Source organism: Pseudomonas yangonensis, assembly GCF_009932725.1.
Taxonomy (GTDB): Bacteria; Pseudomonadota; Gammaproteobacteria; order Pseudomonadales; family Pseudomonadaceae; genus Aquipseudomonas; species Aquipseudomonas yangonensis.
In genome coordinates this window covers 231,722-258,093 of the sequence record NZ_BLJU01000003.1, presented here as the reverse complement: position 1 = coordinate 258,093, position 26,372 = coordinate 231,722, and the positions used below count along the sequence as shown (strand labels likewise).

Here is a 26,372-nt window from a genome sequence, read left to right as displayed (position 1 = left end):
GGGAAAAGGTGGCGCGAAGCGCCGGACGAGGGAGGGCATGCCGTTATGGCGGGGGATGATAACGTGCCGGCGGGGACTTATGGGACAGCCGGCAAACGGTCGTTACTCAATACCAGTTGGGATCGCTGCGCAGCTGTTCCATCAGCATCTGCTGGACCTCCTCGTCCGGGTCGCCCAACCAGCGCAAAGTGGCATGCTCGCTTGGCACGCGGTCTTCGGGCAGGCCGTCCGGCACCTGCACGTAAAGCGCATAGGCGTCATCGTCCTCCCACTCGAAGGCAACATAGGCACGCTGGCTGAAGCATCGTTGTGCCTCGCATACCTGGCCCACCAGATAGCGGTCATTGTCGGCTTCCACCGCCTGCATGGGGGTGGACAGGCCGCTGAGATTGATCAGCCAGTCCGGCAGGCGCTCTTCATCCTTGACCAGATCCTGCCAGGCCTCGCGGTACTCGGCATTGCTGCTCAGCAACTCGCCTGGCTGGAAGCTGGCATCGCGGTCGGCGGCCTGAGCCGCCAGGGCGCCGCCCATCAACAGGGCGGCAGCGATGGCGTGGATCGAATGCATCTACGTCTCCCTACATCCGCGGGCGGCGGCCCATGACGAACGAGATGATGAACAGCACCAGGAACACCACGAATAGAATCTTGGCGATACCTGCAGCGGTGCCGGCGATACCACCGAAGCCCAGTACAGCGGCGATGATGGCGATGATCAGGAATGTGACTGCCCAACTAAGCATGGTGTTTCTCCTCAGTGGATAATGGCCCAGGCAGGCCAGGGGTCTTGCGCGTTGCTCGGCAGCAGAGGCTGGGGCGCAGCGCCCGTGGGCAGCTCCAGCTCCGCGGTGTTGCGGCTCGCGCACAGGGTTTGGCCAATCAGCAGGACGCTGGCAAGCGTCAAACTGAGCAGAAGCAGCAAGCTGGCAAGTACCAGAGCAACTATCCACATGGCCGTTCTCCTGTTGCGTTTGAGGCGGATGGCGCAGGGGTCTGGCATGTCCGTCTCGTCCTTTTCTTGCTTCGCGGCCGGTACTTGACCGGTCGCCCAATAAAGACATTGCAGCGCCCGTGCCAGACTGATCGCTTATATAAAAGTCTTTAGAATCATCGAGTTATATTTGCTTGATGGCACATTGTGGCGGGCATCCTGCCCGAATGAGGTTGTTCTGGTCGTGCGTTTTGCCCGACGAGCCGCAGCGGTTTGAGGCGTTATGGCAGGCCAGAGTGGTCGCCCGTCGACTGCGCAGTCGGTATACTCGCTGCGCCCGTGTGCCATGCGGGTTCCGCGCCCAGAACAACAACCGCGCCGCGAGTCTCGAGCCAAATGAACGACTACGAACAGGAAGACCCGATTCCCCAGGGTGATCTCGCCCTGCAGATCACCGCGTTGCCGCGCGAGACCAACGGTTTTGGTGACATTTATGGTGGCTGGCTGGTATCGCAGATGGATCTCGCCGGCACCGCGATGGCGAGTAAGGTCGCAGGTGGCCGCGTGGCGACCGTGGCTATCGATCGCATGGCCTTTCTGGTGCCGGTCGCGGTGGGTGCGCAACTGTCCTTCTACACCCAGGCGCTGGAGATCGGCCGCAGTTCGATCCAGATGATGGTCGAGGTCTGGAGCGACGATCCGCTGTCCAACGAATGGCGCAAGGTCACCGAGGCCGTATTCGTATTCGTCGCCATCGACGGCAGTGGCCGCACCCGCCCGGTACCGCCTAGGCGCGGCTGAACGGGCATGCGCCGTACAAGCGAATGACAGTAATGAAAACGCCGGCTAGAAGCCGGCGTTTTCATTTTGTCCTGGCGCTCAGCCGCGGATGTTGTAGATGTCCTTCTCGTTGCTTTCGGCGTAGTCGTACAGGCGCTTGAGATAGGCTTTCTGATGCTCCCAGACCTTGCTCGCTGCCGGGTCGGCCGCTGCGCTGGCGTCGACCACTTCGGCCGCCACTTCCTTCAGGCGGGCCAGGACTTCATCCGGCAGGCGGCGTACTTCCACGCCATCGGCCTTGAGCTGTTCCATGGCTTCCATGTTCTTGGCGTTGTAGTCGTCGAGCATGTCGCCGTTGACGTCGCGTGCGGCGGCACGAACGATGGCCTGCAGATCGGCCGGCAGGGTTTCCCAGGCCTTTAGGTTGACGTCCAGTTCGAACAGTACGCTCGGCTCCTGCCAGCCCGGCGTGTAGTAGTACTTGGCTGCCTTGTGCAGGCCAAGGGCCAGGTCGTTGTATGGACCGATCCACTCGGTGGCGTCGATGGCGCCGGTCTGCATGGCGGTAAAGATTTCACCGGCCGGCATGTTGACCACGGTACCGCCCATCTTGGTCAGCACTTCGCCGCCCAGGCCGGGGGTGCGCATCTTCAGGCCCTTGAAGTCGTCGACCGAGTTGATTTCCTTGTTGAACCAGCCGGCGGTTTGTACGCCGGTGTTGCCGCAGGCCATCGGCAGTACGCCGAACGGTTTGTACACCTCTTCCCACAGCTGCTGACCGCCGCCGCGATGCAGCCAGGCGTTCATTTCCTGGGCATTGGGGCCGAACGGCGAGGCGCAGAAGAACTGGGCCGCCGGTACCTTGCCTTTCCAGTAGTAGGGTGCGCCGTGACCCATTTCGGCGGTACCGCGGGAGACTGCATCGAACACTTCCAGTGCCGGTACCAATTCGCCGGCCGCGTACACCTTGACCTTCAGGCGGCCGTTACTCATTTCGTCGACCAGCTTGGCGAAGCGCTCGGCCCCCACGCCGACGCCCGGGAAGTTCTTCGGCCAGGAGGTGACCATCTTCCAGTTGAAGGTTTGGGAACTCGAACCCTCTTGAGGTGCTGCGGCGCTCTTGGCTTCTTCTTTGCAGCCAGCCAGCGCGGTTGCTGCAAGGCCTACGCCCGCTGCGGCGAGTATGTCGCGACGTTTCATGCAATGCTCCTTTATTGTTGTATTGGTCTTACCACGGGATCGCCGGGGGTAGACCGGGCGTGAATAACATAGGGGTTCGTGACCTACAAGCCTAGCGACTGCGACTAAAGTTGTACGGGCATTGCTGCAATACCCTTTGCCTGCCTAGAATCGCCGGCCTGCGGCCCACAAGGCCGCTGGTGGCGTGATGTGCAGCCAATCGGCCGCTGTCTGTCTCCTACTCATAACGATAAGGACTCACTATGTCCGACAAGCCTTCATTTCCCCTCGCTATTGCAAATTTGATCGATGCTCTCAACAGCTGGTTCGGCAAGGCCTGCGCATGGCTGACCGTGTTTCTGGTGATCGGTACCGCCATCGTCGTGGTCCTGCGATACGGCTTCGGTATCGGTGCGACCGCTCTGCAGGAGGCAGTTCTATACGCTCACGCACTGGTGTTCATGGGGGCCGCAGCCTGGGTGCTGCAGCGCAACGGCCATGTGCGTGTCGACATCTTCTACCAGAAGTTCAGCGGCCGCCGTCAGGCGCTGGTGGAGATCTTCGGTAACCTGCTGTTCCTGCTGCCGGTGGCGCTGTTCCTCGGCTGGGCCAGCTGGGATTACGTCAGCAACTCCTGGGCGACGCTGGAGGCCTCCAGCGAGTCCGGCGGCCTCAAGTTCGTCTTCCTGCAGAAGAGCATCATCCTGGTGCTGGTCGTCAGCCTGGTACTGCAGGGCATTTCCAATCTGATCAAGGCGCTCTACGTCATCAGCGGTCGCCTGCCGGCTCCGGAGGTGAAACATGGCTGAGTTGATGGCGATTCTGCTGTTCGTCAGTATTTGCTTGGCCTTGATGGCCGGCTTCCCGGTGGCTTTCACCCTGGCCGGCGTTTCCCTGCTGTTCGCCGGTATCGGCGTGCTTACCGGCACCTTCGATCCAGGTTATCTGAGCGCCCTGCCGAACCGCCTGTTCGGCATCATGAACAACCAGACCATGCTCGCCGTGCCGCTGTTCGTGTTCATGGGCGTGATGCTGGAACGCTCGCGAGTGGCTGAAGATCTGCTTGAGTCCATGTCGCGCCTGTTCGGTACCCTGCGCGGCGGTCTGGCGATTTCCGTGTGCGTGGTCGGCGCGTTGCTGGCGGCCTCCACGGGCATCGTCGGTGCCACCGTGGTGACGATGGGCCTGCTGGCGCTGCCGACCATGCTGCGCCGCGGCTACGACCCGGCCATCTCCACCGGCACCCTGGCCGCTACCGGCACGCTGGGCCAGATCATCCCGCCATCCATCGTGCTGGTGCTGCTGGGCGACGTGATGTCCAGCGCCTATCAGCAGGCGCAGCTGAAAATGGGCATCTTCTCACCGAAGACCGTTTCGGTCGGTGACCTGTTCGTCGGCGCGCTGCTGCCCGGCCTGCTGCTGGTCGGCCTGTACATCCTCTACATCATCGCCACTGCGATCTTCCAGCCGAAGAAACTGCCGGCGTTGCCACAGGAAGAACTCGGTCCCATCGAATGGGGCAAGCTGGCCAAGGCACTGGTGCCGCCGCTGATCCTGATCGGCGCGGTGCTGGGGTCGATTCTCGCAGGTTACGCAACCCCCACCGAAGCGGCTGCATTGGGCGCCGTAGGCGCGATGCTGCTGGCCTTCAGCAAGGGCAAGCTGAACTTCGGCCAGCTCAAGGAGGTGGCGTACGGCACTACCGAAATCAGTGCCATGGTCTTCATGATCCTGATCGGTGCTTCGCTGTTCTCCCTGGTGTTCCGCGGCTTCGGCGGCGAAGTGCTGATCGAGGACGTGTTCGCGCAGTTGCCAGGCGGCGTGCTCGGTGCGTTCTTCCTGGTGATGGTGGTGATCTTCCTGCTCGGCTTCATCCTCGATTTCATCGAGATCACCTTCGTGGTGGTGCCGATCGTCGGGCCGGTGCTGCTGGCCATGGGGCTCGACCCGATCTGGCTGGGCGTGATGATTGCGCTGAACCTGCAGACGTCCTTCCTTACGCCACCGTTCGGCTTCGCCCTGTTCTACCTGCGTGGCGTGACGCCGGCGAGCATTGCCACCAGCACCATCTACAAGGGTGTGGTGCCGTTCATCCTGATCCAGATTCTGCTACTGGTGATCGCCTATATCTTCCCGGGCCTGATCACCTGGCTGCCGGAACAGGTTTACGGCAAGTAGGTCATAGCTTGCAGTCAGCAGACGCCCGTCCCTGTGACGGGCGTTTTGCTTCCTGCGTTGTCACACTATCGGTCATCTATCTCAACGAGAGGTCGTCATGAGTACCGCCCAAGTCGAACGCGTGGAACTGGACCAACTGACCTGCTGGCGGATCCGCGCTGCTGGCAGCGAGCTGCTGGTGGCTGAGCAAGGCGCGCAGGTCCTCAGCTACCGGCAGGGCGACCAGCCCCCGCTGATCTGGCTGAGCCCGGATGCGGCGTATCAGCGTGGGCAGAGCGTGCGCGGTGGAGTGCCGGTGTGCTGGCCCTGGTTCGGTGATCTGCGGCGCAATCCGCAGGCCGTGCAGGCGCATTATCAGCTGGAGCAGGCGCCGGCCCATGGCCTGGTGCGGGCGCTGGACTGGGAGTTGCGAGGCATCGACGAAGAGGATGATGTCGTCACCCTGCGCTTTGCCTATGACACGCGCACCCAGCCTCTGGAAGGCTGGCCCCGGGATGCCGGTCTGACCTTCGTCGTGCGCCTGGCGCAGGACCTCGGCATGAGCCTGGAAACCCACAACCGGGGCGTCACGCCGCTGACCCTGAGCCAGGCGCTGCACAGCTACTTCGCCGTCAGCGATGTGCGTCAGGTCAGCGTCGAGGGACTGCAGGCCTGTCGTTATATCGACACGCTGCAGAACTGGCAGGAGCTGCGTCAGCTGGACGCGCTGGTGTTCGACGCGGAAACCGATCGCATCTATCTGGATACCGCAGCTCGGTTGAGCATCGTCGACCCCGGCTGGGGCCGGCGCATCCATCTGGATGCCCGTGGTTCACGTTCGGCCGTGCTGTGGAATCCGTGGATCGACAAGGCCAGGCGGCTGTCGCAGTTTCCCGATGACGCCTGGCAGAACATGCTCTGCATCGAGACGGCCAACGTACTGGAAGACGTCGTGCAGCTGAACGCTGGCGAGCGGCATCGGCTGGAGCTGCGACTGTCCAGCGAGCCACTGGCCGGTTAGTGCGGCCCCTGCTGTTCCAGCGCCTGGCGAAGCGGCTCGGCGCTGGTGAAGGCCTGTTGCCGAACCAGCTGCCCATCCTTTAGCTGCAACCACAGCACTTCGCCCTCGCCAGCCGGATAGCGCGGCGCGATGCGGGCGTCGCGGTCGAGCAGGATGCGGTAGTTGTAGTCGCGCATCTTCGGCAGGGCGAAGAGGCTGGCGATGACGCCGGGCATGCGGCTGATGTCGGCGAGAAAGACCGCGTAGCGCTGCTCGAGATAACCCTTTGGCTGACCTTCCAGCGCGGCGTTGACCAGCTTGGCGCCGTCCATATCGCGGGCGACCAGCAGGATCTGCGTCTCGTCGTTCAGGGTGTAGGGCGCATCGAACTGATCCAGCAGCGTCCAGGGCGCCAGGCGCTCGCCTGGCTCAAGGGCCAGCGCGGCGCTGGCGAACAGGCACAGCAATATCAGGGCGGCAGCTTTCATGCGCGGACTCCAGGGCGATCAATAAAGATCTGCGTCGGTCACCAAGCGCACTTCGCCAGCGTCCATGGCGTAGGCGGCGTCGGCCAGCTCGTTGCTGATCTGCTCCACCTTCAGCGTGCCGCTGACCCACAGCGGTGCGTAGATGTCCTCGAGTGCGATGCCCTTGGGGTAGCGCACCAGCACCAGCTGGTTGGGTGGTGGTGGCGGCACGTGGATGCAGGCGCCCGGATAGGGCACCAGGAAGAACAGGGTGCTGTTGCCTTTCTCGTCGTTTTCCAGCGGCACCGGATAGCCGCCCAGGCGGATCGCCTTGCCGTCGAGTGCGGCGACGGTCTTGGTGGAGTACATCACGGCCGGCAGGTCCTGGTCCTGCTGGCGCAGCCCGCCTTCACTATAGAAGGTGCTGTCGCCTTCGGGGCTGTCATGGCTGATCTCGGGCATTTCCTCGAGGGCCTTGCGGTCCTCGGGAGGCATCAGGTCGAGCCAGTCGGTTTCCGGCAGTTCGGCGTGAGCCAGGCCGGTAAGCAGTAACAGGGCGAACAGCAGGTGGCGCATGGAATTAGGCATCTCGTGGCGGCGTGAATGAGAAGCCGAGGGACCAGGCGTCCATCGGCTCCTTGAAGAAGGGCCTCAGCTCTTCTTGATCGCGCCGTAGATTACCAGCAGAACGATGGCGCCGATCACTGCGCCGATAAAACCGGCGGCCTCGCCGGCTTCATAGATGCCCAGCGCCTGGCCGCCGTAGGTGGCCGCAATGGAGCCGCCGATGCCGAGCAGGATGGTCATGATCCAGCCCATGCTGTCATCGCCGGGTTTGAGGAAGCGTGCGACCAGACCGACGATCAGGCCGATGAAAATGGTGCCGATAATGCCCATTGGCGTATCTCCTTGATCCAGGTCACCGCGATTGCGGCAACCTGATATCTGACCGACGCAGGTACTATCGGTTCGCCAGTGGCCGGATTACGTCTTGCTGATCAGGGCTTCGACGGCAGCGATACCGGCATCGAGGCTGGCCCGGTCGGCGCTGCGCAGGGTGGCGTGGCCGACCTTGCGGCCGGCCTTGAAGGCTTTGCCGTAGTGGTGCAGATGGCAGTCGGTGATGCCGATCACCTTGTCCACCGGCGGCACTTCGCCGATGAAATTGAGCATCGCGCTTTCGCCCAGCTTGGCGGTGGAGCCCAGCGGCAGGCCGGCGACGGCGCGCAGGTGGTTCTCGAACTGGCTGCACTCGGCGCCCTCGATGGTCCAGTGCCCAGAGTTGTGCACGCGCGGGGCGATCTCGTTGGCCTTGAGGCCGCCGTCCACCTCGAAGAACTCGAAGGCCAGCACGCCAACGTAGTCGAGCTTGTGCAGCACGCGGCCGACGTAGTCCTCGGCCAGCGCCTGCAGCGGGTGATCGGTGCTGGCGATGGACAGGGCCAGGATGCCGCTGTCGTGGGTGTTGTGCACCAGCGGGTAGAAGCGGGTTTCACCGTCGCGGGCGCGCACGGCGATCAGCGACACCTCGCCGGTAAAGGGCACGAAACCTTCGAGGATGCATGGCACGCTGCCCAGCTCGGCGAAGGCGCCGGTGACGTCTTCCGGCTTGCGCAGGACCTTCTGGCCCTTGCCGTCGTAGCCCAGGGTGCGGGTCTTCATCACGGCCGGCAGGCCGATGCTGGCCACGGCGGCATCGAGGTCGGCCTGCGACTGGATGTCGGCGAACTCGGGCGTGGGGATGCCCAGCTCGCGGAACATGGATTTCTCGAACCAGCGGTCACGGGCGATGCGCAGGGCTTCGGCACTCGGGTAGACCGGCACGAACTGCGAAAGGAAGGCCACGGTTTCCGCCGGCACGCTCTCGAATTCGAAGGTGACCAGGTCGACTTCGTCGGCCAGCTGGCGCAGGTGATCCTGATCGCCGTAGTCGGCGCGGATATGCTCGCCAAGCGCCTGGGCGCAGGCGTCCGGCGCCGGGTCGAGGAAGGCGAAATTCATGCCCAGCGGAGTGCCCGCCAGGGCCATCATGCGGCCCAGCTGGCCGCCACCGATCACGCCGATCTTCATTACTGCGCCCTCGGGTCCGGATTTTCCAGCACGGTGTTGGTCTGCTCGTCGCGGAACTGCTTCAGCGCCGCATGGAACTGCGGGTGCTGGTGACCGAGGATGCTGGCGGCGAGCAGGGCGGCGTTGACCGCGCCGGCCTTGCCGATGGCCAGGGTGGCGACCGGGATGCCGGCCGGCATCTGCACGATCGACAGCAGCGAGTCGACGCCCGAGAGCATGGACGACTGCACCGGCACGCCAAGCACCGGCAGGTGGGTCTTGGCCGCGCACATGCCCGGCAGGTGAGCGGCGCCACCGGCACCGGCGATGATCACCTGGATGCCGCGGGCCTCGGCCTCTTCGGCGTACTGGAACAGCAGGTCCGGGGTGCGGTGGGCGGAGACCACCTTGACCTCGTGAGGGATGCCCAGCTTGTCCAGCATCTCGGCGGTGTGGCTAAGGGTGGACCAATCGGACTTGGAGCCCATGATCACGCCAACCAGTGCGCTCATCAAAGTGCCTCTTCTCTCGGGCGCCTCGCGGCGCGTCAAAAACCAACAAGCCACGCGGGCTAGCCAGCGTGGCTTGTCATGATTCGTTGGCCGGTGCTGCCGGCCGAAGGCCGCGCAGTATAACGCAAAGGCGCCGCTGACGGGCAGTGGCGACGACCGTTTGTCATGCCGGCGGTGCGATGCGGGGAAAACCGCCTAAACCTTGCTCTGGAGCAATGCCGGCGTGGGCTGCGCGCGCACACTGGCCAGACACTCGCATGGAAGAGGAACAGCGTATGAACCAGACCATGAAAGCCGCAGTCGTCCACGCCTTTGGCCAGCCGCTGCGTATCGAGGAGGTGAAAACCCCGCTACCCGGCCCGGGGCAGATTCTGGTGAAGATCGAAGCGTCGGGCGTATGCCACACCGACCTGCACGCAGCCGAAGGCGACTGGCCGGTGAAGCCGAGCCTGCCGTTCATTCCCGGTCACGAGGGCGTCGGCTACGTGGCGGCGGTCGGCAGCGGCGTGACTCGGGTGAAGGAAGGCGACCGTGTCGGCGTGCCCTGGCTCTACACCGCCTGTGGCTGTTGCGAACACTGCCTGACCGGCTGGGAAACGCTCTGCGAGAGTCAGCAGAACACCGGCTATTCGATCAACGGTGGTTACGCCGAATACGTGCTGGCTGACCCGAACTACGTCGGTATTCTGCCGAAAAGCGTGGATTTTCTGGAAATCGCGCCGATCCTTTGCGCCGGGGTTACGGTTTACAAGGGCCTTAAGGAAACCAGGGCACGCCCTGGCCAGTGGGTGGCCATCTCCGGCATTGGCGGTCTTGGTCACGTGGCCGTGCAGTACGCCCGCGCCATGGGTCTGCACGTGGTCGCGGTGGATGTCGACGACGCCAAGCTGGAGTTGGCGCGCAAGCTCGGTGCCAGCCTGACCATCAACGCGCGCAAGGAGAACCCGGCCGAGGTGGTGCAGCGCGATATCGGCGGCGCCCATGGCGTGCTGGTCACCGCGGTGTCCAACGCCGCCTTCGGCCAGGCCATCGGCATGGCGCGCCGGCACGGTACGGTGGCGTTGGTCGGTCTGCCGCCGGGCGACTTCCCCACGCCGATCTTCGACGTGGTGCTCAAGGCCATCAGCATCACCGGCTCCATCGTCGGCACCCGCGCCGATCTGCAGGAGGCGCTGGACTTCGCCGGCGAAGGGTTGGTCAAGGCCACGGTGCACAGCGACAGCCTGGACAACATCAACGGCATCTTCGATCAGATGCGCGGCGGACAGATCGAGGGGCGGGTGGTGCTGCAGTTCTGAGCCGGCAGGGAGGGTCGCCAGTCGTCGACTGGCGATTTTCCTACAACCCGTGCGAGGACGGGCGCACAGATTGCCGTCCTGGCGCTGGCTATACTGCACAGCCTTCATTCCCGTACAAGGACGTGCCGCATGAATCGCTATCTGTCGTGCTTTGCCCTTTCCCTTCTCTCGCTGCAGGTGTCCGCCCTTGAACTGGCCAAGCATCCGCAGGTATTCGACGCCGGCCAGGGCGTCAGTTTGGCGCTTGCCCCGTCAGCTGACGGCAAACAGGCCCTGGTACAGGTGCGCGGTATCAACCATCCGCTCGACGAGGTGGTGTTTCTCACCGAGGTGCGCGAGCTGGGCAACGAGCAGCGCGACTACAGCATTCGCCTCGACGGTCGTGCCTACAACCTGTTGAACAAGCGCCGTGCCTGGAGTGGTGAGAGCTTCCAGCTCAACCTGCCTGATACTCAGGGTTTCGAGCTGGGTTACGACGAAGACAAGAGCAAGGCGCTCAAGCCAGGCGAGCTGCTCGCGCTCTACCAGAAGCAGGAGAAGGACGGCGTACAGGCCAAGCTGGCCGCCTTCGACCGTGAAAAACGCGTGGCCGAGTACAGTGCGCGCTTGCAGGCGGCGGACGCTGAAGCCTCGCAGGCCTGTGGTGCGCAGCTGAGCACCAGTGTCGACTGGAAAGGCATGGCCGACGAGCAACTGATCAGCCTCAGCGTGCCGAGTTTCTGCGCAGAGGTGGTCAACCAGATGGCCTATCTGTGTGGCAAGGATGATCGCTACAAGGCCGAGGCCAAAACCCTCGATGGCGTCGACTGCCAATTCGGCGAGCAGATGAAACTGCGTGAGAAGGACGGCCGCTTGCAGTTCACCACCCATCCGCAAGAGCCCAACCAGGGCGATTTCATCAACGCCATTCTGCGTAACCGCTAATCAGGATCCCCGCCTTCGGGCGGGTATTACCCCTCGTTGTGGAGCAGCTCGAATGCCGTCAGGCGATCGACGCCCTGGCCCATGAACAGGGTGAAGGGCCGGCCAACCTCTACCTCAAGGTCTGCGCAGCGCTCGTGATAGCCGTCGCCCAGTAGCGTGCGCTGTCCGATCAGGACGTGTTTGCCCATGCTGCCGATCTCGAACACCAGTTTCCTGATAGGCCCTGTCAGGTCGTCGTCGTTGTCGATGATCACTTCTACCCGGCGTTCGTCCACGGCCCTTTGCAACTCCGGATCGCTGAAGTGAAGCCTGGCCGGCCTGCGCTCGCCTTCCATGTCCAGGTAGAGCTGGCCAATGCTGCCCGGCTTGCCTTCATCGCCCCAGTTTCGGGCTCGTTGAAAACTCAGCGCGGGCAGTTGCTCATTCAGCTGCACCTCGATACGGCAGAACACTTCTTCCAATGCAGAGGTTCGGGCAAGCGCGTTGAGCTTCTCTTGCTTGACCAGGAACGGTCGGCCACGGGCGATGAACGAGGTGCGCAGCGGCATCGGCAGCTCACCCTCGATGCCGGTAATCTCTAGGGTGGCCGGCCAGTGTTCTCTGGCCTGCAAGATCGGCTTCAAACGCGCGGTCAGGGCTTCACGCTGCACAGGCTCCAGTGGCTTGGACTGCAGCCTGACCATAAGCGCCTGCTCATCACCATCGACCAGCGTGTAACGCAGATGGCCCGGGCGATAACCCAACTCCTGGAAGAGTCGTTGCAGGCTATCGAGATAGGTGCCTCTTATGCCGGCACCCTCACGAATGGATTCGTCGAATCGCAGTTTGACCTGGGGTTCCTGCCCGCAGGCAGCGAGTAGCAGGCAAACGGGTAGCAAAGCGGTACGCAGCAGGGGTCGCATGGGGTTCATCCTTGAAAACGGCAGCGGACTTTAGCACGCCCGACCTTTGGCAGACCTTGCACGAGTACGCGGCGCACGACGCCGGCCTGAATGCCTTGGCATATGAAAGTGCAAGGCATGCTTCTTGCGTTCTTTTGTCCATCTGCACTGACGGAACGCATCATGCTGCACGCCTCGCTGACCACCCTGCACGTGGTTTCCCTGATCCTGCAACGCTTCGCCGACCAGCCCGAGCTGCAACCGCAATTGCTGGCTGGGAGCGGGATTGGTGCGGCCGATCTGGACAATGCCGATGCGCGCATCACCCGGGTGCAGGAACTGCAGGTGTGCGCCAATGCCCTGGCCCTGCGTGCCGATCTGGGGCTGGAGCTGGGGCGCAGTCTGCATGTTTCCTCCTATGGGCTGCTCGGTTACGCCGCGCTCTCGGCTGCCACCTTTGGTGACGCCTGGCGCCTGTTGCTGCAGTACCCGGCACTGCTCGGCACCTATTTTCGTCTCGACCTGCAAGTAGAGGGCGAGCAGGCCTGGATCAGCGCCAGCGGCTACCACCATGCCGAAGCGCTGGAAGTATTCAACGTTGAAATGTGTCTGGCCTCGCTGAAGCTGATCGGCGACGAACTGCTGCGCCAACCGCTACCGCTGTCAGGCGCAGAGTTCACCCATGCCCGGCCGCGCTACGTGAAACGCTACGCGCACAGCTTTCCCTGCCCGCTGCGTTTCGTAGCGCAGCGTAATGCCTTCGCTTTTCCCGCCGAGTTGCTGGAGCGCCGTTTGCCGCTGGCCGACAGCGTCACCCATGGCGACATGGTGGAGCGCTGCCGCCGCCTGAACGCCGAGTTCGGCAGCCGCCAGGCCTGGCTGGAGCGGGTGCGCCAGTTGCTCGCCGCACAACTGGCCGAGCCACCGGGGCTGGAGAACCTGGCGCAGCAGATGCACTGCTCGCCGCGCACCCTGCGCCGCCATCTGCAGGAGCTGGGCACCAGCTACCAGGGCCTGCTCGACGAGCTGCGCTTCGAACGCGCCAAGGCGCTGCTCAGCGAGCAGCAGTGGCCCGTGTACCGCATCGCTGAAGTGCTGGGATTCAGCGAAACGGCCAGCTTCCGCCATGCCTTCCAGCGCTGGAGTGGCGTGCCGCCGAGTCGCTTTCGTGCCTGACCCGGATGCAATCCGGGAATGCCTGGCGCCTTTCGCCAGGTTGCATCCGGCCACCAGCCGCCTCGTGGGAGCGGCTTCAGCCGCGATAAAGGCTCGCCGCTGAAGCGCCTCCCACGGCCTCGTATGTGGGTGTGAAATCTGGCCATTTCGCTTGATGGTTGCCACGCTGCATGGGAACCCCTGACACGGCTCTCTGATTGACAGTACTTGGCAGCGAGCGCGCAGCCTCCGATATGTACCCCCACGGGGAACGTGAGAACCACTCGATCCGTAGGAGCGGCTTCAGCCGCGATAAAGGCTCGCCGCTGAAGGGCCTCCCACAGCGCGGCCGGACTCGGGGCGTGCGGTCCAGGGCTGTGCCATTGCAATTTGGCCATTTCGATCCCCTTTTGGCCGTTGCCAGCGTTCTCGACGCCGGCCGAGCAGGCGAACAATGCAGGCACAACAACGAGCCTGGAGCGCCTTGCATGCTCACCTACTACAGTGACGACCACCACCTGCACCACGGCAAATGCGAGCTGATCGACGGGCAACTGATGCCCTGCTTCGAGAAGCCGCAGCGCGCCGACCATATACTGCAACGGGTCAAGGATCGCCGGCTGGGCGAAATCCGCGCGCCCAAGGATTTCGGCCTGGCGCCCATCGAGCGCATCCACAGCAAGGCCTACCTGGAATTCTTCAAGAGTGCCTGGGCGCGCTGGCAGGAGCAGGGCGGCAAGGGCGACCTGCTGCCGTTCACCTGGCCGGCGCGCACCCTGCGGCGGATGATCCCCAATGACCTGCACGGCCAGCTCGGCTACTACAGCTTCGACGGCGGTGCGCCGATCACCGCCGGCACCTGGCAGGCCGCCTACAGCGCCGCGCAGGTGGCGCTCAGCGCCCAGGCCGAGATCGCCAATGGCGCCCACAGTACCTTCGCCCTGTGCCGTCCGCCAGGCCACCACGCCGCTGGCGACGTGATGGGCGGTTACTGCTACCTCAACAACGCCGCCATCGCCGCCCAGGCCTTCCTCGATCAGGGCCGCAAGAAAGTCGCCATCCTCGATGTCGATTACCACCACGGCAACGGCACTCAGGACATCTTCTACCAGCGCAGCGACGTGCTGTTCGCCTCGATCCATGGCGATCCCGCCGAGGAATTCCCGTTCTTCCTCGGTTATGCCGACGAACTGGGCGAGGGCGACGGTGAGGGCTGCAACTTCAACTACCCGTTGCCGATGGGCAGCTCCTGGGAGACCTGGAGCGCAGCGCTGGAACAGGCCTGCCAGCGCATCGCCGGATATGGCGCCGAGGTGCTGGTGGTATCGCTGGGCGTGGACACCTACATGGAAGACCCGATTTCGCAGTTCAAGCTCGACAGCCCGGACTACCTGGCCATGGGCCGGCGCATCGCCGCGCTGGGCCTGCCGACGCTGTTCATCATGGAAGGCGGCTACGCGGTGGAGGCCATCGGCGTCAACGCGGTCAACGTGCTGGAAGGCTTCGAGGGCGCCTGAATGACGCCTCGTCCGCGATCAAGAACCTGCCAAACAAGAGCAACATTTCAGGGGTGAGAAACGATGAAAGCCATCAAACAGATGCTCGGCGCCGCCCTGTGCGGCGCCACCCTGCTCAGCGGCGCGGTGCAGGCCAAGGAGCTGCGCGTGTACAACTGGGCGGATTACATCCTCCCGGAGGTACCCAAGGACTTCCAGAAGCAATCCGGCATCCAGATCACCTGGGACACCTTCGAGACCAACGAGGCGCTGGAAGCCAAGCTGCTTACCGGCAACTCCGGCTATGACCTGGTGATCCCCTCCAACCAGTTCCTCGAAACCCAGATCAAGGCCGGCGTGTTCACCCCGCTGGACAAGTCCAAGCTGCCCAACTGGAAGAACCTCGACCCGGTGCTGCTCGGCCTGCTGGAGAAGAACGACCCGGGCAACCAGTACGGCGTGCCCTACATGTACGGCACCGTGCTGATCGGCTACAACCCGGACAAGGTCAAGGCCGCGCTCGGCGACGATGCGCCGGTCAACAGCTGGGATCTGGTGTTCAAGCCCGAGTACATGGAGAAGCTGAAATCCTGCGGCGTGGCCATGCTCGACTCGCCTACCGAGATCATCCCCATTGCCCTGCACTACCTGGGCCTGGACCCCAACAGCGCCAATCCCGCCGACTACGACAAGGTCACCGAGCTGCTGCTCAAGGTGCGCCCGTACGTGGCCTATTTCCATTCGGCCAAGTACATGACCGATATCGCCAACGGCGACATCTGCGTGGCCATCGGCTATTCCGGCAGCTTCTACCAGTTCGCCAACCGCGCCAAGGAAGCCGGCAACGGCGTGGTGATCAACTGGCGCCTGCCCAAGGAAGGCGCGCCGATCTGGTTCGACACCTGGGCCATCCCCAAGAGCGCGAAGAACGTCGACGAAGCCCACGCCTTCATCAACCACCTGCTCGAACCCAAGGTGATCGCGCCGATCAGCGATTTTCTCGGCTACCCCAACCCCAACGTGCCGGGCATGGAGCTGGTGGGCGCGGAAATCGCCGATGACCATGACCTGACCCCGACGCCGGAGCTGCAGAAGTCGCTGTACGTGGTGCAGCCGCTGCCGCAGAAGATCGAGCGCGTGCGTACGCGGGCATGGACCTCGATCAAGTCGGGTAAGTGATTCGTCACTAGCAGCCCGCGGCTGAAGCGTAATGCCGCCCAGCCGCTCCTACAGGTTTCGCAGTTTTCCTTAGGAGCGGCTTCAGCCGCGAATGTCTTTGTCCTGCTAAAGCCGGCGCGGCAGCGCACCCTGCCCGCTCAACCGCCCACTTCCCCCGTCTCCAGCTTGCGCCAGAGCAAACGCACCGCTGCCTTGCGCACCAGGGCGCAGCGGTACAGGCGGATTTCCAGCGGGATCTGCCAGTGCTCTGCGCCGCAGATGGCCAGTTCGCCGCGGGCCAGTTCGGCGGTGACCGACAGGCGTGGCACCCAGGCTACGCCCATGCCCTGCAGTGCCATGCTCTTGAGGCTGTCGGCCATGGCGGTTTCGTACACGGTGGTCGAGCGCAGGGCGCGCTGGCGCAGCAGCAGGTTCACCGAACGACCGAGAAAGGCACCGGCGCTGTAGGCCAGCAGCGGTACGCTCTGGCCATTGTCGAGGTCGTACAGCGGCGCGCCGGACTCGTTCACCGCGCATACCGGCAACATGGAGGTGGCGCCCAGGTGCAGCGACGGAAAGATCGCTGGGTCCATCTGCAACGCGGCGTCCGGGTCATAGTACGCGAGGATCAGGTCGCAGGCGCCCTCACGCAGCGAATGCACCGCCTCGCCGACGTTGGTCGCCACCAGGCGGGTGCTCAGCGGCAGGCCTTCGCGGCGCAGACGGGCGATCCATTCCGGGAAGAAGCCCAAGGTCAGCGAGTGCGCGGCGGCAATCGACAGCACTTCGCCCTGCTGACCCTCAAGATTGTGCAGATGGCGCACCACCTCGCCGAGCTGCTCGACAAGGCTGCGTGCAGTGACCAGAAACAGCCGGCCGGCTTCGGTCAGTTCGATAGGGGTGCAGGAGCGGTCGACCAGGGTCAGGCCGAGCATCGCCTCCAGGCTGCGAATGCGCCGACTGAACGCCGGCTGGGTGACGAAGCGCTTGTCTGCGGCCTGGGAGAAGCTGCGCGTGCCCGCCAGGGCGACGAAGTCTTCCAGCCACTTGGTTTCCAGGTTCATCGAGTCTCCGTAGCCCGGATGCAATCCGGGGTTGGCCCGTCACGTTGCCCCGGATTGCATCCGGGCTACGCACTATAGGCAGGGTACGAATCGTGGGCGGCGCTTCAGCGGCGAGCGGACACGGCTGAAGCCCCTCCAGGGAGGTCATGTACGCCGCCGTAGCGATCGACGTCACATCCACATTATGCCGATTGTGCATAGGGCAGCAAGCAACGGCATTGGTAGCGGTACGGTCGGAGCCCATATTCTATGGGCATCGCGGCACTCGCCGTATTTCCCAAGAGTCATCTCTATCATGTCCTCTGCTGCATCTGTTCGCGTCGAAAAAGACCTGCTCGGCACCCTCGAAGTCCCCGCCGATGCCTATTACGGCATCCAGACCCTGCGCGCCGTGCAGAACTTCCGCCTGTCCGGCGTGCCGCTGTCGCACTACCCGAAACTGGTGATCGGCCTGGCCATGGTCAAGCAGGCCTCGGCTGACGCCAACCGCGAGCTGGGCCACCTGTCCGCGGCCAAGCACACGGCGATCAGCACCGCCTGTGCGCGCATCATCCAGGGCGAGTTCCACGATCAGTTCGTGGTCGACATGATCCAGGGCGGCGCCGGCACCTCGACCAACATGAACGCCAACGAGGTGATCGCCAACATCGCCCTCGAGGCCATGGGGCATGAGAAGGGCCAGTACCAGCACCTGCACCCGAACAACGACGTGAACATGGCGCAATCGACCAACGACGCCTACCCGACCGCCATTCGTCTCGGCCTGCTGCTCGGCCACGACAGCCTGCTGGGCGCGCTGGACAAGCTGATCCAGTCGCTGGCGGCCAAGGGCCTGGAGTTCGGCCACGTGCTGAAGATGGGCCGCACCCAGCTGCAGGACGCGGTGCCGATGACCCTCGGCCAGGAATTCCGCGCCTTCGCCACCACCCTCGGCGAAGACCTGCAGCACCTGAAACTGCTGGCGCCGACCCTGCTCACCGAAGTCAACCTGGGCGGTACCGCGATCGGCACCGGCATCAACGCCGACCCGAAATACCAGGCCCTGGCGGTCAAGCGCCTGGCCATCATCAGCGGCCACCCGCTGACCCCGGCTGCCGACCTGATCGAAGCCACCAGCGACATGGGCGCCTTCGTGCTGTTCTCCGGCATGCTCAAGCGCACCGCGGTCAAGCTGTCGAAGATCTGCAACGACTTGCGCCTGCTGTCCAGCGGCCCGCGTACCGGCATCAACGAGATCAACCTGCCGGCGCGTCAGCCGGGCAGTTCGATCATGCCGGGCAAGGTCAACCCGGTGATCCCCGAGGCGGTCAACCAGGTGGCCTTCGAAGTGATCGGCAACGACCTGGCGCTGACCATGGCGGCCGAAGGCGGCCAGCTGCAGCTGAACGTGATGGAGCCCTTGATCGCCTACAAGATCTTCGACTCGATCCGCCTGCTGACCCGCGCCATGGATATGCTGCGTGAGCTGTGCATCGACGGCATCACCGCCAACGAAGGCCGTTGCCGTGAGCTGATGGAAAACTCCATCGGTCTGATCACCGCGCTCAACCCCTACATCGGCTACGAGAACGCCACCCGTATCGCCAAGGTCGCTCTGGAAAGCGGGCGCGGCGTGCTGGAGCTGGTGCGCGAGGAGCAGCTGCTGGACGAGGCCACCCTGGCCGACATCCTGCGCCCCGAGAACATGATCGCCCCGCGCCTGGTTCCGCTGCAGGGCTGATTCACCGAATGACGCACGCCGCCCCTTGGGCGGCGTGTTCATTTCCGCCCTCGAGCCTGTTCATGGGGCGGCACCGCTCAAGGCCGCACAGACGGCCCCACAACAACGACAATCCGGGTGTACAACCATATGAGTCAGAGCAATACCGCTTCCCCTTCTTTCCTGGCCCGCGTGCCGCTGTGGCAGCAGATCCTCGTCGGTCTGGCGCTCGGCGTGGTGGTCGGCATGCTGTTCAAGAGCCTTGCCCTGGCGCTGGCGCCGGTCGGCGAGCTGTTCCTCAATGCGATCAAGATGCTGATCGTGCCGCTGGTGTTCGTCTCCCTGGTGGCGGGCATTACCGCCATGAGCGACAGCGCCAAGCTGGGCCGCATCAGCGTCAAGACCATCGCCATCTACCTGCTCACCACCGCCTTCGCGGTGAGCATCGGCCTGGCCTTCGGCACCCTGTTCAGCCCGGGTGAGGGCATGAACATGGTCGCCAGCGGCAGTGAGGAGGCCAAGCAGGCACCCTCGCTGGTACAGATCCTGGTGGGCCTGGTGCCGACCAACCCGGTGATGGCCTTCGCCGAAGGCAACATCCTGCAGATCATCGTCTTCGCCATCGCCCTGGGCGTGAGCATGAACCTGATCGGCGAGAAGGCCGCGCCGGTGGTCAAGCTGTTCGACAGCCTGGCCGAGGTGTTCTACAAGCTCACCGACCTGGTGATGCGTTTCGCCCCCATCGGCGTATTCGCGCTGATCGCCGGTGTGGTCGCCTCCCACGGCATCGAAGTGCTGCTGCCGCTGGCCGGTGTGATCGGGGTGATCTACCTGGCCAGCATCGCCCACATGCTGCTGATCTACGGCGGCCTGATCGGCGGCCTGGCGCGCCTCAGCCCGCTGCGTTTCTTCCGCGGTATCGCTCCGGCGCTGGCGGTGGCATTCAGTACCTCGAGCAGCTCCGGCACCTTGCCGGTGTCCATCGAGTGCGCGCGCAAGAACCTCGGCGTGTCGCAGGGCGTGGCCGGCTTCGTGCTGCCGGTGGGCGCCACCATCAACATGGACGGCACTGCGATCTATCAGGGCGTGTTGGCGCTGTTCATCGCCCAGGCCTTCGGCATCGATCTGAATGCCGGCCAGTACCTGATGATCATCCTCACCGCCACCCTGGCCTCGGTCGGCACCGCCGGTGTACCCGGCGCCGGCCTGATCATGCTCGGCCTGGTGCTGACTTCGGTCGGCCTGCCGCTGGAAGGCGTGGCGCTGATCGCCGGTATCGACCGCATCCTCGACATGGCACGCACCACGGTGAACGTCGCCGGTGACCTGATGACCACCACCCTGGTGGGCAGCAGCGAGAAGGAGCTGGATCGCGAGATCTACAACAGCGACAACGCTGCCTGAGCAAACCGCTTTCATAGGAGGCCTTCACCAGCCTCAACCTTCAGGGATGGCCTCGGCCATCCCTTTTTTTTCGCCCGCCGAACCCTTCCTTTCAGCGCCTGGTCAGTTGCCGATACAGCTGCGGTAGGTACAGCGGCAGATGCTGCGGTTTGTCGATCAGCGTGTAGCCGCCGGCGCCGAACATGTACGGCAGGTAGTCGCCGGCCTGCTGGTCGATGGTGATGCAGAACGGCAGCACGCCGGCGCGGCGGGCTTCGAGCACGGCCTCGCGGGTGTCCTCCACGCCGTAGCGGCCTTCGTAGAGGTCGAGGTCGTTGGGCTTGCCATCGGTGACCAGCAACAGCAGGCGCTGGCTCTGCTGGCGCTCGCCGAGCAGGCGGGTGGCCTGGCGGATGGCCGCGCCCATGCGCGTGTAGTAGCCGGGACGCACGGCGAGGATCCGCCCGCGGGCCTGGTCGTCGTAGCGCTGGCCGAACGGCTTGAGTTCCTGCATGCGCACCTGCTGGCGGCGCAACGAGGAGAAGCCATACAGGGCGAAATCGTCACCGGCCGCCGACAGCGCCTCGGCGAACAGCAGCAGGCTGTCCTGGATGACGTCGATGACCCGTTGCTCGTCGTTGAGGTGCGATTCGGTGGACATCGACAGGTCGGCGAGCAGCAGGCAGGCCAGCTCGCGGCGAGTGCTGCGCTGTTCGAGAAACAGGCCCTTGTCGCAGGCCCCGCCCTGTCGGCGCTGCACCTGGAAGTCGAGCCAGGCGCTGAGGTCCAGTTCGCTGCCCTGCGGCTGCTGGCGCAGCCATTGGCGGTCGTTGCGCAGCGCCTCGAACTGACGGCGCAGGCGTCGTGCCGGCAATGCCAGGTGCATCGGCAACGGCTGCGCCTCGGCCTCGCGCGGATGGTAGAGCTGCAGGCTGACGTGGCGTTCGAGCAGGACCGAGCGGCGGTAGTCCCACTCCGGCAGGTGCAGGCCCTCGCCCAGCGGCAGGTCGTCCTGCTCCGGCGACGGCAGGTCGAGGTCCAGATGCAGGCCGCCACCCTTGCGCGTGCGCTGGCGCGACAGGGTCAGCTCGTCGAGGTCCTCGGCCACACGGGCGGCATCGAGGTCCTCGCTGTCATCGTTGCAGCGGTCCAGCTGCACGTGCTCGGACCAGCTGAACAAATTCTCCAGGCGGAACAGCAGCAGACCGCCCTTGCCGCTGGTGTCGTCGATGCGCGAGGCGCGCTTGCGCAGTGAGCGTTGCGCCGGGTTGGGGTTGCGGGCGCTGCCTTGACCTTCCTCGGGCAGTTCGCTGGAGGCGCCGGGGCCCTGGCCCTGCGGCGGATACAGCCACAACGGTAACGGCCAGGGGGCGCGTTCGTCGTGGGCGAAATGGGTGACGCTGCCGGGTTCGCGCAGCGCCTGGCGCAGGTCGCGCTCCAGCGCCGCGCTGGCAGGCGGCAGGCTGTCGGGGGCGGGCCGCAGACGCAGGTGCGCATCGACCAGCCGTTGGTAGCGGGGGCGCATGGCCGGGTAACGGCGCAGCAGCTCGGTCACCCAGCGCTGGTTGTCGCGCCCCCAGTGGCGCATGCCGTCGGCGACCGCACCGAGCATCGCCAGCCAGCGGTACAGCTCGCGGTTCAGCTCGGCCTGCGGGAACACGGCGAGGCTCGGCGGCAGGCGCATGTTCTGCGCATCGCGCCAGGCCACCGGCATCTGCCGGCAGGTGCCGGCGACCTGTTGCAGCAGGCTGCGCCGCAGCAGCAGCTCGCGCGGCTGTGCGGCCTGGATCTGCACGCCGCTGGCGCCACCAATGGCGTGAAACAGCAGTGACAGGGCGCGTTGCTGGTCGCTCAGCTGCACCTGGGCGTGGGCGAAGTCCGGGTCGCTGCGGCGGGTGATGAAACGGTGCCAGACGCTGCCGACCCATTCCTCGACTTCGATGCTGAAGGCCATAGCCGACTCCCTGAAAATGAGATGCGGGAGGGGCTTCAACCGCGACTGTCGCCGCTGAAGCGCCTCCCACCGTTACCCCTTGTCGTCGATCAGGCGGTGGCCATGACGATGTTCTTGCGCTGCACGAAGCTCAGCAGGTAGCAGACCAGGCCGAGGGCGAAGCCGATGCCGGCCACCAGGCGTGCCCAGAAGTACGGTGCCAGCTGGTCCATGGTGGCCATGAAGGCCATGGCCTCGTTGTCGCCCGGCCAGCGTTGCAGCCAGATCTGCGCGGCGCCGGCGGCGGTCAGCAGCAGGGTGATCAGCACCATGGAGATGGTCATCAGCCAGAAACCGGCGATCTCGACGCGCTGGGCGCTTTCCTGCGGCGCCTCACCGATGCCACGCAGGCGCGGCATGGCATAGGAAATCATGGTCATGACGATCATCGCGTAGGCGCCGTAGAACGCCAGGTGGCCATGCGCTGCGGTCAGTTGGGTGCCGTGGGTGTAGTAGTTCACCGGCGCCAGGGTGTGCAGGAAGCCCCACACGCCGGCGCCGAAGAACGCGGTCACGGTGGTGCCCAGTGCCCACAGGCCGGCTGCGCGGTTGGGGTGCTGGCGGCGCCGACGGCGCACCATGTTGAAGGCGAACAGCACCATGGCGAAGAACGGCAGCGGTTCCAGGGCCGAGAAGATCGAACCCAGCCACAGCCACACGCCCGGTGCGCCGATCCAGAAGTAGTGGTGGCCGGTGCCGATGATGCCGGTGATCAGGGCCATGGCGATGATCACGTACAGCCACTTCTCGATCACCTCGCGGTCGACGCCGGTGATCTTGATCAGCACGAAGGCCAGCATCGAACCCATGATCAGTTCCCACACGCCCTCCACCCACAGATGCACCACCCACCACCAGTAGTACTTGTCGCGGGCGAGGTTTTCCGGGTTGAAGAAGGAGAACAGGAACATTACCGCCAGGCCGATCAGGCCGGTCATCATCACCACGCTGACCGTGGTCTTGCGACCTTTGAGCAAGGTCATGCCGATGTTGTAGAGGAAGCCCAGGGCGACCACCACGATGCCGGCCTTGGTGATCGTCGGCTGTTCGAGGAACTCGCGGCCCATGGTCGGCAGCAGCTCGTTGCCGGTGATCCTGGCCAGGGTGGCGTAGGGCACGGCGAGGTAGCCGAGGATGGTCAGCACGCCGGCGATGGCGAACACCCAGAACAGGATGATGGCCAGTTTCGGGCTGTGCAGTTCGCGGTCGGCCTCTTCGGGGATCAGGTAGTAGGCCGCGCCCATGAAGCCGAACAGCAGCCAGACGATCAGCAGGTTGGTGTGCACCATGCGCGCCACGTTGAAGGGGATCAACGGGAACAGGAAGTCACCGACCACGTACTGCAGGCCCATGATCAGGCCGAACAGGATCTGCCCGACGAACAGCATCAGGGCGAACACGAAGTAGGGTTTGGCCACGGCTTGCGAGGCGAATTTCAGGTGCGGATTGGCAGTGGTCATATCTCAGCCCTCCCTGTTTGGCGGCCAGTCGTTGGTATCGATCTTCGAGGTCCACTTGAGGAACTCGGCAAGATCGTCCACTTCCTTGTCGCTCAGGTTGAATTGCGGCATGGCGCGGCGGCCGGGAACGCCCAGCGGCTGGGCCGCCATCCATGCATGCAGGAAGCTGCTGAACTGTTGCTCGCCACCGCGGCGGACGAACACGTTGCCCAGCTCCGGTGCGAAGTAGGCGCCCTCGCCCAGCAGGGTGTGGCAGCCGATGCAGTTGTTCTGCTCCCAGATCAGCTTGCCGCGCACCACCGCTTCGTTCATCAGGTGTTCGTTGGTGCGTTCGGGGAAGGTTTGTTCGCTGTGGAAGGTCAAGGCCAGGAATATCAGGATGAAGAACAGGCTTCCCCCGAAGTAGATATTTCTGGCCATTCCCTTGGTGAAGGTTTCCGACATGGTCATGTCCTCAAAGGCTTGGCGGGGCCATTTTCGGACGGTGCCTCGGGAAAACCGCTTGATGGCGATCAAGAAGCCGGAATCGCGAGGGGACTGGGGCTGTTCAGGACGGTGATGAGAACCTGCCCGTTGGTGGCAGCGCTCAGGGCTTGGCGAAGTAAAGCGCGCTCGCCATGCACAGGGACCAGGCCAGCAACGACGCGCGCCAAAGGCGCGGGCCGTGGCGCAACTCCATGAAGCCATCGACGATCAGCCAGGCCTTGCCCAGCGCTGCCGCCGACAGCGCCAGAGCAGTCCAGGAAGCGATCGGCGCGGTGACCAGCCACAGGCTCAGCAACGACAGCAGTATCAGGCTCAGCCAGCACAGTAAGGCGTTCATCCGGCTTACCTCTGCAAATAGAGCAAGGGGAACAGCAGCACCCAGATCAGATCGATCATGTGCCAGTACAGGACGCACGACTCCAGCTCGCCGCGCTTGCCCGCCTGTTCGTACACGCCACGCCGGCAGCGCCAGGCCAGCCAGGCGAACAGTAGCAGGCCGGGCAGCACATGGAGGAAGTGGAAGCCGCCGAGAATCCAGTACAGGGTGAAGAAGCGGTCGTACTCCATGCCCAGCCCGGCATCGATCAGATGGCCGAATTCGCGGCTCTTGAGCACCCCGTAGACGCAGCCGCTGGCCAGCGCGGCGAGCAGCCAGGCGCTGGCCTGTCGACTGTGCCCGGCGCGCACCCGCTGTACCGCCAGCGCAGCGAAGAAACCGGCCGTGAGCAGGCTGAGGGTCAGCGCCAGGCCGATGGAGCCGTCGAGCAGCGCCCGGCTGGCGGCGAACTGCGCGCCGGACAGCGCCTGGGTGATGGCGAAGCTGAGGATCAGCAGGGCGAACACCGTCAGCTCGGCGAGGATGAACAGCCACATCGCCAGGTCGCCCGGCAGGCGGGCGACCTGGTGCTCAGCCGAAATGGACATCGACCAGGTCCATCAGAGCGGCGACCGTCTGTGCGTCATCCGACAGCGGCTCGGCCAAACAGGCGCGACACGCCGTGCGGGCGTCCATGCCGTTGTGGATCAGGCGTGCGGCGTAGATCAGCAGGCGGGTCGAGGCGACCTCCTCCAGGTCGTGCTGCTCGAGGCGGCGGATGTCCTGGCCGAGAGCGACCAGGCGGCGCGCCAGCGACTCGTTGACCTGCGCCTCGCGGGCGACGATCTGGCACTCCTGCTCGACGCCGGGGTAATCGAAGCGCAGCGCCACGAAGCGCTGCCGGGTGCTGGGCTTCATGCCCTTGAGCAGATTCTGGTAGCCGGGGTTGTAGGACACCACCAGCATGAAACCGGGCGGCGCCCGGAGGATTTCGCCGGTGCGCTCCAGGTACAGTTCGCGGCGGTCGTCGGCCAGCGGGTGGATGACCACCACGGTGTCCTGGCGCGCCTCGACCACCTCGTCCAGGTAGCAGATGCCGCCCTCGCGTACCGCGCGGGTCAGCGGGCCATCCTGCCACCAGGTGCCTTCGCTGCCGATCAGATGGCGGCCGACCAGGTCCGCGGCGCTCAGGTCGTCATGACAGGCCACGGTGTACAGCGGCAGCTGCAGGCGCTGCGCCATGTGCTGGACGAAGCGCGTCTTGCCACAGCCGGTCGGGCCCTTGAGCAGTACCGGCATGCACTGCTGCCAGGCCTGTTCGAACAGCAGCTGTTCGTTGCCCTGTACCTGGTAGAAGGGGGTGTCGTGCATGACCTTTCCTGTTTCGCTACGGGTTCGACTGCACGCTAGCGGTGGCGGATGGGCGCTCTCAAGCACCACGCACGGCAGACTTGATTGCGGTCAAGCACCGCGGCAAATGTCCCTGTTTATGATCCCTCCCGAACAATGTGCCCGCCGCCAGCTGCATCCGGCAGGCCAAACATGCGATGAGGAAGTGATCATGAAGAAAGCGCTGATTCCGCTGGCGGCCCTGCTGAGTCTGGCGGTGTTGCCCAATGCTCATGCTGCGTCCGGCGAGGAGCTGTTCAAGAGCAAGCCCTGCGGTGCCTGCCACAGCGTGCAGGCCAAGCTGGTCGGCCCGTCCCTGAAGGATGTGGCGGCGAAGAATGCAGGCGTCGACGGCGCGGCGGACGTGCTCGCCGGCCATATCAAGAACGGTAGCACCGGCGTCTGGGGCGCCATGCCGATGCCGCCAAACCCGGTCACCGAGGAGGAAGCCAAGACGCTGGCCGAGTGGGTGCTGACGCTGAAGTGAAAGCCTGGCCGGCGACGGCCAGATAACCAATGGGAGGGCAGGCGTTCGATGATCGCCTGCCCTTCAACTGCCTCATCGCCAGCACGCTCTGGCTGTATCCGCGGGCCT

At 64.5% G+C, this 26,372-nt stretch carries 29 protein-coding genes; 12 read left to right on the top strand and 17 right to left on the bottom strand.

The window, feature by feature from the left end; genetic code table 11:
• Window positions 1-106 precede the first annotated feature (106 nt).
• Genes GYB81_RS06830 through GYB81_RS06820 form a run of 3 tightly spaced genes read right to left on the bottom strand, consistent with a single transcriptional unit; the run spans window position 107 to window position 952 of the window.
• On the bottom strand, window positions 107-568 hold the full coding sequence (locus tag GYB81_RS06830; RefSeq protein ID WP_161897761.1) for an inhibitor of vertebrate lysozyme family protein: 462 nt from the start codon (window positions 566-568) through the stop codon (window positions 107-109).
• Window positions 569-578: 10 nt separating this feature from the next.
• Entirely contained in the window at window positions 579-743 is a 165-nt protein-coding gene (locus tag GYB81_RS06825; RefSeq protein ID WP_024306218.1) for a DUF1328 domain-containing protein, read from the bottom strand.
• A gap of 11 nt (window positions 744-754) precedes the next feature.
• Entirely contained in the window at window positions 755-952 is a 198-nt protein-coding gene (locus tag GYB81_RS06820; protein WP_161864179.1) for a hypothetical protein, read from the bottom strand.
• Window positions 953-1,327: 375 nt separating this feature from the next.
• Between GYB81_RS06820 and GYB81_RS06815 the strand changes: the two genes are divergently transcribed.
• Entirely contained in the window at window positions 1,328-1,732 is a 405-nt protein-coding gene (locus GYB81_RS06815) for an acyl-CoA thioesterase (protein WP_013713264.1), read from the top strand.
• A gap of 78 nt (window positions 1,733-1,810) precedes the next feature.
• Here the strand turns inward: GYB81_RS06815 and GYB81_RS06810 are convergent, their stop codons facing one another.
• Window positions 1,811-2,911: a TRAP transporter substrate-binding protein gene (locus GYB81_RS06810; protein WP_161864178.1), complete on the bottom strand. Its 1,101-nt coding sequence runs from the start codon at window positions 2,909-2,911 to the stop codon at window positions 1,811-1,813.
• Between the two features lie 242 nt (window positions 2,912-3,153).
• Here GYB81_RS06810 and GYB81_RS06805 point away from each other — a divergent pair, with 242 nt between their 5' ends.
• The 3 genes from GYB81_RS06805 (at window position 3,154) to GYB81_RS06795 (ending at window position 6,068) form a co-directional block, all read left to right on the top strand.
• Window positions 3,154-3,699, top strand: coding sequence for a TRAP transporter small permease subunit (locus GYB81_RS06805; protein ID WP_161864177.1), 546 nt, complete (start codon window positions 3,154-3,156; stop codon window positions 3,697-3,699).
• On the top strand, window positions 3,692-5,068 hold the full coding sequence (locus tag GYB81_RS06800; RefSeq protein WP_161897760.1) for a TRAP transporter large permease: 1,377 nt from the start codon (window positions 3,692-3,694) through the stop codon (window positions 5,066-5,068). The genes GYB81_RS06805 and GYB81_RS06800 overlap by 8 nt, the downstream gene beginning before the upstream one ends.
• A 97-nt stretch (window positions 5,069-5,165) precedes the next feature.
• Entirely contained in the window at window positions 5,166-6,068 is a 903-nt protein-coding gene (locus tag GYB81_RS06795; protein WP_161864175.1) for a D-hexose-6-phosphate mutarotase, read from the top strand.
• On the opposite strand, the gene GYB81_RS06790 is transcribed toward GYB81_RS06795, so the two are convergent.
• From GYB81_RS06790 to purE, 5 genes are all read right to left on the bottom strand, one after another.
• The gene (locus GYB81_RS06790; RefSeq protein WP_161897759.1) at window positions 6,065-6,535 is read right to left on the bottom strand and encodes an FAD/FMN-containing dehydrogenase; all 471 of its coding nucleotides are present in this window, start codon (window positions 6,533-6,535) and stop codon (window positions 6,065-6,067) included. The two genes, GYB81_RS06795 and GYB81_RS06790, sit on opposite strands and share 4 nt — an antisense overlap.
• An 18-nt stretch (window positions 6,536-6,553) precedes the next feature.
• Entirely contained in the window at window positions 6,554-7,090 is a 537-nt protein-coding gene (locus GYB81_RS06785; protein WP_161864173.1) for a DUF3299 domain-containing protein, read from the bottom strand.
• Window positions 7,091-7,165: 75 nt separating this feature from the next.
• Entirely contained in the window at window positions 7,166-7,411 is a 246-nt protein-coding gene (locus GYB81_RS06780; protein WP_161864172.1) for a GlsB/YeaQ/YmgE family stress response membrane protein, read from the bottom strand.
• Window positions 7,412-7,498: 87 nt separating this feature from the next.
• Entirely contained in the window at window positions 7,499-8,584 is a 1,086-nt protein-coding gene (locus GYB81_RS06775) for a 5-(carboxyamino)imidazole ribonucleotide synthase (RefSeq protein ID WP_161897758.1), read from the bottom strand.
• Window positions 8,584-9,075, bottom strand: a complete 492-nt coding sequence (gene purE / locus GYB81_RS06770) for a 5-(carboxyamino)imidazole ribonucleotide mutase (RefSeq protein WP_011920449.1) — start codon at window positions 9,073-9,075, stop codon at window positions 8,584-8,586. Before purE ends, GYB81_RS06775 begins: the two co-directional genes overlap by 1 nt.
• A 275-nt stretch (window positions 9,076-9,350) precedes the next feature.
• Between purE and adhP the strand changes: the two genes are divergently transcribed.
• Both adhP and GYB81_RS06760 read left to right on the top strand, forming a co-directional pair.
• Entirely contained in the window at window positions 9,351-10,373 is a 1,023-nt protein-coding gene (adhP, locus tag GYB81_RS06765) for an alcohol dehydrogenase AdhP (RefSeq protein ID WP_161864170.1), read from the top strand.
• 129 nt (window positions 10,374-10,502) lie between these two features.
• Entirely contained in the window at window positions 10,503-11,297 is a 795-nt protein-coding gene (locus tag GYB81_RS06760) for a hypothetical protein (protein WP_161864169.1), read from the top strand.
• A 26-nt stretch (window positions 11,298-11,323) separates the two neighbouring features.
• On the opposite strand, the gene GYB81_RS06755 is transcribed toward GYB81_RS06760, so the two are convergent.
• A complete protein-coding gene (locus GYB81_RS06755; RefSeq protein ID WP_161864168.1) occupies window positions 11,324-12,199 on the bottom strand; it encodes a hypothetical protein in 876 nt (291 codons plus the stop codon).
• A gap of 162 nt (window positions 12,200-12,361) precedes the next feature.
• On the opposite strand from GYB81_RS06755, the gene GYB81_RS06750 reads away from it, so the two are divergent.
• The 3 genes from GYB81_RS06750 to GYB81_RS06740 all read left to right on the top strand — a co-directional run bounded on the left by GYB81_RS06750 (window position 12,362) and on the right by GYB81_RS06740 (window position 16,008).
• Window positions 12,362-13,354 carry an AraC family transcriptional regulator gene (locus GYB81_RS06750; protein WP_161864167.1) on the top strand — a complete coding sequence of 331 codons (993 nt, stop codon included), beginning with the start codon at window positions 12,362-12,364 and terminating at the stop codon, window positions 13,352-13,354.
• 467 nt (window positions 13,355-13,821) lie between these two features.
• Window positions 13,822-14,850 carry a histone deacetylase family protein gene (locus tag GYB81_RS06745; protein WP_161864166.1) on the top strand — a complete coding sequence of 343 codons (1,029 nt, stop codon included), beginning with the start codon at window positions 13,822-13,824 and terminating at the stop codon, window positions 14,848-14,850.
• Between the two features lie 63 nt (window positions 14,851-14,913).
• Window positions 14,914-16,008 carry a polyamine ABC transporter substrate-binding protein gene (locus tag GYB81_RS06740; protein ID WP_161864165.1) on the top strand — a complete coding sequence of 365 codons (1,095 nt, stop codon included), beginning with the start codon at window positions 14,914-14,916 and terminating at the stop codon, window positions 16,006-16,008.
• Window positions 16,009-16,145: 137 nt separating this feature from the next.
• Here GYB81_RS06740 and GYB81_RS06735 read toward each other — a convergent pair whose 3' ends face one another.
• Window positions 16,146-17,051, bottom strand: coding sequence for a LysR substrate-binding domain-containing protein (locus tag GYB81_RS06735; protein ID WP_161864164.1), 906 nt, complete (start codon window positions 17,049-17,051; stop codon window positions 16,146-16,148).
• Window positions 17,052-17,346: 295 nt separating this feature from the next.
• Between GYB81_RS06735 and aspA the strand changes: the two genes are divergently transcribed.
• Window positions 17,347-18,771: an aspartate ammonia-lyase gene (gene aspA, locus GYB81_RS06730; RefSeq protein WP_161864163.1), complete on the top strand. Its 1,425-nt coding sequence runs from the start codon at window positions 17,347-17,349 to the stop codon at window positions 18,769-18,771.
• 129 nt (window positions 18,772-18,900) lie between these two features.
• On the top strand, window positions 18,901-20,154 hold the full coding sequence (locus GYB81_RS06725) for a dicarboxylate/amino acid:cation symporter (protein WP_161864162.1): 1,254 nt from the start codon (window positions 18,901-18,903) through the stop codon (window positions 20,152-20,154).
• A 91-nt stretch (window positions 20,155-20,245) separates the two neighbouring features.
• Here the strand turns inward: GYB81_RS06725 and GYB81_RS06720 are convergent, their stop codons facing one another.
• From GYB81_RS06720 to GYB81_RS06695, 6 genes are all read right to left on the bottom strand, one after another.
• The gene (locus GYB81_RS06720) at window positions 20,246-22,087 is read right to left on the bottom strand and encodes a nitric oxide reductase activation protein NorD (RefSeq protein ID WP_161864161.1); all 1,842 of its coding nucleotides are present in this window, start codon (window positions 22,085-22,087) and stop codon (window positions 20,246-20,248) included.
• Between the two features lie 89 nt (window positions 22,088-22,176).
• Window positions 22,177-23,586: a cbb3-type cytochrome c oxidase subunit I gene (locus tag GYB81_RS06715; protein WP_161864160.1), complete on the bottom strand. Its 1,410-nt coding sequence runs from the start codon at window positions 23,584-23,586 to the stop codon at window positions 22,177-22,179.
• A 3-nt stretch (window positions 23,587-23,589) separates the two neighbouring features.
• Complete coding sequence (locus GYB81_RS06710) at window positions 23,590-24,030, bottom strand: c-type cytochrome (protein WP_161864366.1); 441 nt, start codon at window positions 24,028-24,030, stop codon at window positions 23,590-23,592.
• Between the two features lie 142 nt (window positions 24,031-24,172).
• A complete protein-coding gene (locus GYB81_RS06705) occupies window positions 24,173-24,409 on the bottom strand; it encodes a cytochrome C oxidase subunit IV family protein (RefSeq protein WP_161864159.1) in 237 nt (78 codons plus the stop codon).
• 5 nt (window positions 24,410-24,414) lie between these two features.
• Entirely contained in the window at window positions 24,415-24,996 is a 582-nt protein-coding gene (locus GYB81_RS06700; RefSeq protein ID WP_161864158.1) for a cytochrome c oxidase subunit 3, read from the bottom strand.
• A complete protein-coding gene (locus GYB81_RS06695) occupies window positions 24,980-25,759 on the bottom strand; it encodes a CbbQ/NirQ/NorQ/GpvN family protein (RefSeq protein ID WP_161864157.1) in 780 nt (259 codons plus the stop codon). Before GYB81_RS06695 ends, GYB81_RS06700 begins: the two co-directional genes overlap by 17 nt.
• 190 nt (window positions 25,760-25,949) lie before the next feature.
• On the opposite strand from GYB81_RS06695, the gene GYB81_RS06690 reads away from it, so the two are divergent.
• On the top strand, window positions 25,950-26,264 hold the full coding sequence (locus GYB81_RS06690; RefSeq protein ID WP_161864156.1) for a c-type cytochrome: 315 nt from the start codon (window positions 25,950-25,952) through the stop codon (window positions 26,262-26,264).
• Window positions 26,265-26,372 lie beyond the last annotated feature (108 nt).

Coding starts and splice junctions, on each gene's coding strand:
- GYB81_RS06830 (WP_161897761.1), bottom strand. CDS start 568: ATGCATTCGATCCACGCCATCGCTGCCGCCCTGTTGATGGGCGGCGCC.
- GYB81_RS06825 (WP_024306218.1), bottom strand. CDS start 743: ATGCTTAGTTGGGCAGTCACATTCCTGATCATCGCCATCATCGCCGCT.
- GYB81_RS06820 (WP_161864179.1), bottom strand. CDS start 952: ATGTGGATAGTTGCTCTGGTACTTGCCAGCTTGCTGCTTCTGCTCAGT.
- GYB81_RS06815 (WP_013713264.1), top strand. CDS start 1,328: ATGAACGACTACGAACAGGAAGACCCGATTCCCCAGGGTGATCTCGCC.
- GYB81_RS06810 (WP_161864178.1), bottom strand. CDS start 2,911: ATGAAACGTCGCGACATACTCGCCGCAGCGGGCGTAGGCCTTGCAGCA.
- GYB81_RS06805 (WP_161864177.1), top strand. CDS start 3,154: ATGTCCGACAAGCCTTCATTTCCCCTCGCTATTGCAAATTTGATCGAT.
- GYB81_RS06800 (WP_161897760.1), top strand. CDS start 3,692: ATGGCTGAGTTGATGGCGATTCTGCTGTTCGTCAGTATTTGCTTGGCC.
- GYB81_RS06795 (WP_161864175.1), top strand. CDS start 5,166: ATGAGTACCGCCCAAGTCGAACGCGTGGAACTGGACCAACTGACCTGC.
- GYB81_RS06790 (WP_161897759.1), bottom strand. CDS start 6,535: ATGAAAGCTGCCGCCCTGATATTGCTGTGCCTGTTCGCCAGCGCCGCG.
- GYB81_RS06785 (WP_161864173.1), bottom strand. CDS start 7,090: ATGCGCCACCTGCTGTTCGCCCTGTTACTGCTTACCGGCCTGGCTCAC.
- GYB81_RS06780 (WP_161864172.1), bottom strand. CDS start 7,411: ATGGGCATTATCGGCACCATTTTCATCGGCCTGATCGTCGGTCTGGTC.
- GYB81_RS06775 (WP_161897758.1), bottom strand. CDS start 8,584: ATGAAGATCGGCGTGATCGGTGGCGGCCAGCTGGGCCGCATGATGGCC.
- purE (WP_011920449.1), bottom strand. CDS start 9,075: ATGAGCGCACTGGTTGGCGTGATCATGGGCTCCAAGTCCGATTGGTCC.
- adhP (WP_161864170.1), top strand. CDS start 9,351: ATGAACCAGACCATGAAAGCCGCAGTCGTCCACGCCTTTGGCCAGCCG.
- GYB81_RS06760 (WP_161864169.1), top strand. CDS start 10,503: ATGAATCGCTATCTGTCGTGCTTTGCCCTTTCCCTTCTCTCGCTGCAG.
- GYB81_RS06755 (WP_161864168.1), bottom strand. CDS start 12,199: ATGCGACCCCTGCTGCGTACCGCTTTGCTACCCGTTTGCCTGCTACTC.
- GYB81_RS06750 (WP_161864167.1), top strand. CDS start 12,362: ATGCTGCACGCCTCGCTGACCACCCTGCACGTGGTTTCCCTGATCCTG.
- GYB81_RS06745 (WP_161864166.1), top strand. CDS start 13,822: ATGCTCACCTACTACAGTGACGACCACCACCTGCACCACGGCAAATGC.
- GYB81_RS06740 (WP_161864165.1), top strand. CDS start 14,914: ATGAAAGCCATCAAACAGATGCTCGGCGCCGCCCTGTGCGGCGCCACC.
- GYB81_RS06735 (WP_161864164.1), bottom strand. CDS start 17,051: ATGAACCTGGAAACCAAGTGGCTGGAAGACTTCGTCGCCCTGGCGGGC.
- aspA (WP_161864163.1), top strand. CDS start 17,347: ATGTCCTCTGCTGCATCTGTTCGCGTCGAAAAAGACCTGCTCGGCACC.
- GYB81_RS06725 (WP_161864162.1), top strand. CDS start 18,901: ATGAGTCAGAGCAATACCGCTTCCCCTTCTTTCCTGGCCCGCGTGCCG.
- GYB81_RS06720 (WP_161864161.1), bottom strand. CDS start 22,087: ATGGCCTTCAGCATCGAAGTCGAGGAATGGGTCGGCAGCGTCTGGCAC.
- GYB81_RS06715 (WP_161864160.1), bottom strand. CDS start 23,586: ATGACCACTGCCAATCCGCACCTGAAATTCGCCTCGCAAGCCGTGGCC.
- GYB81_RS06710 (WP_161864366.1), bottom strand. CDS start 24,030: ATGTCGGAAACCTTCACCAAGGGAATGGCCAGAAATATCTACTTCGGG.
- GYB81_RS06705 (WP_161864159.1), bottom strand. CDS start 24,409: ATGAACGCCTTACTGTGCTGGCTGAGCCTGATACTGCTGTCGTTGCTG.
- GYB81_RS06700 (WP_161864158.1), bottom strand. CDS start 24,996: ATGTCCATTTCGGCTGAGCACCAGGTCGCCCGCCTGCCGGGCGACCTG.
- GYB81_RS06695 (WP_161864157.1), bottom strand. CDS start 25,759: ATGCACGACACCCCCTTCTACCAGGTACAGGGCAACGAACAGCTGCTG.
- GYB81_RS06690 (WP_161864156.1), top strand. CDS start 25,950: ATGAAGAAAGCGCTGATTCCGCTGGCGGCCCTGCTGAGTCTGGCGGTG.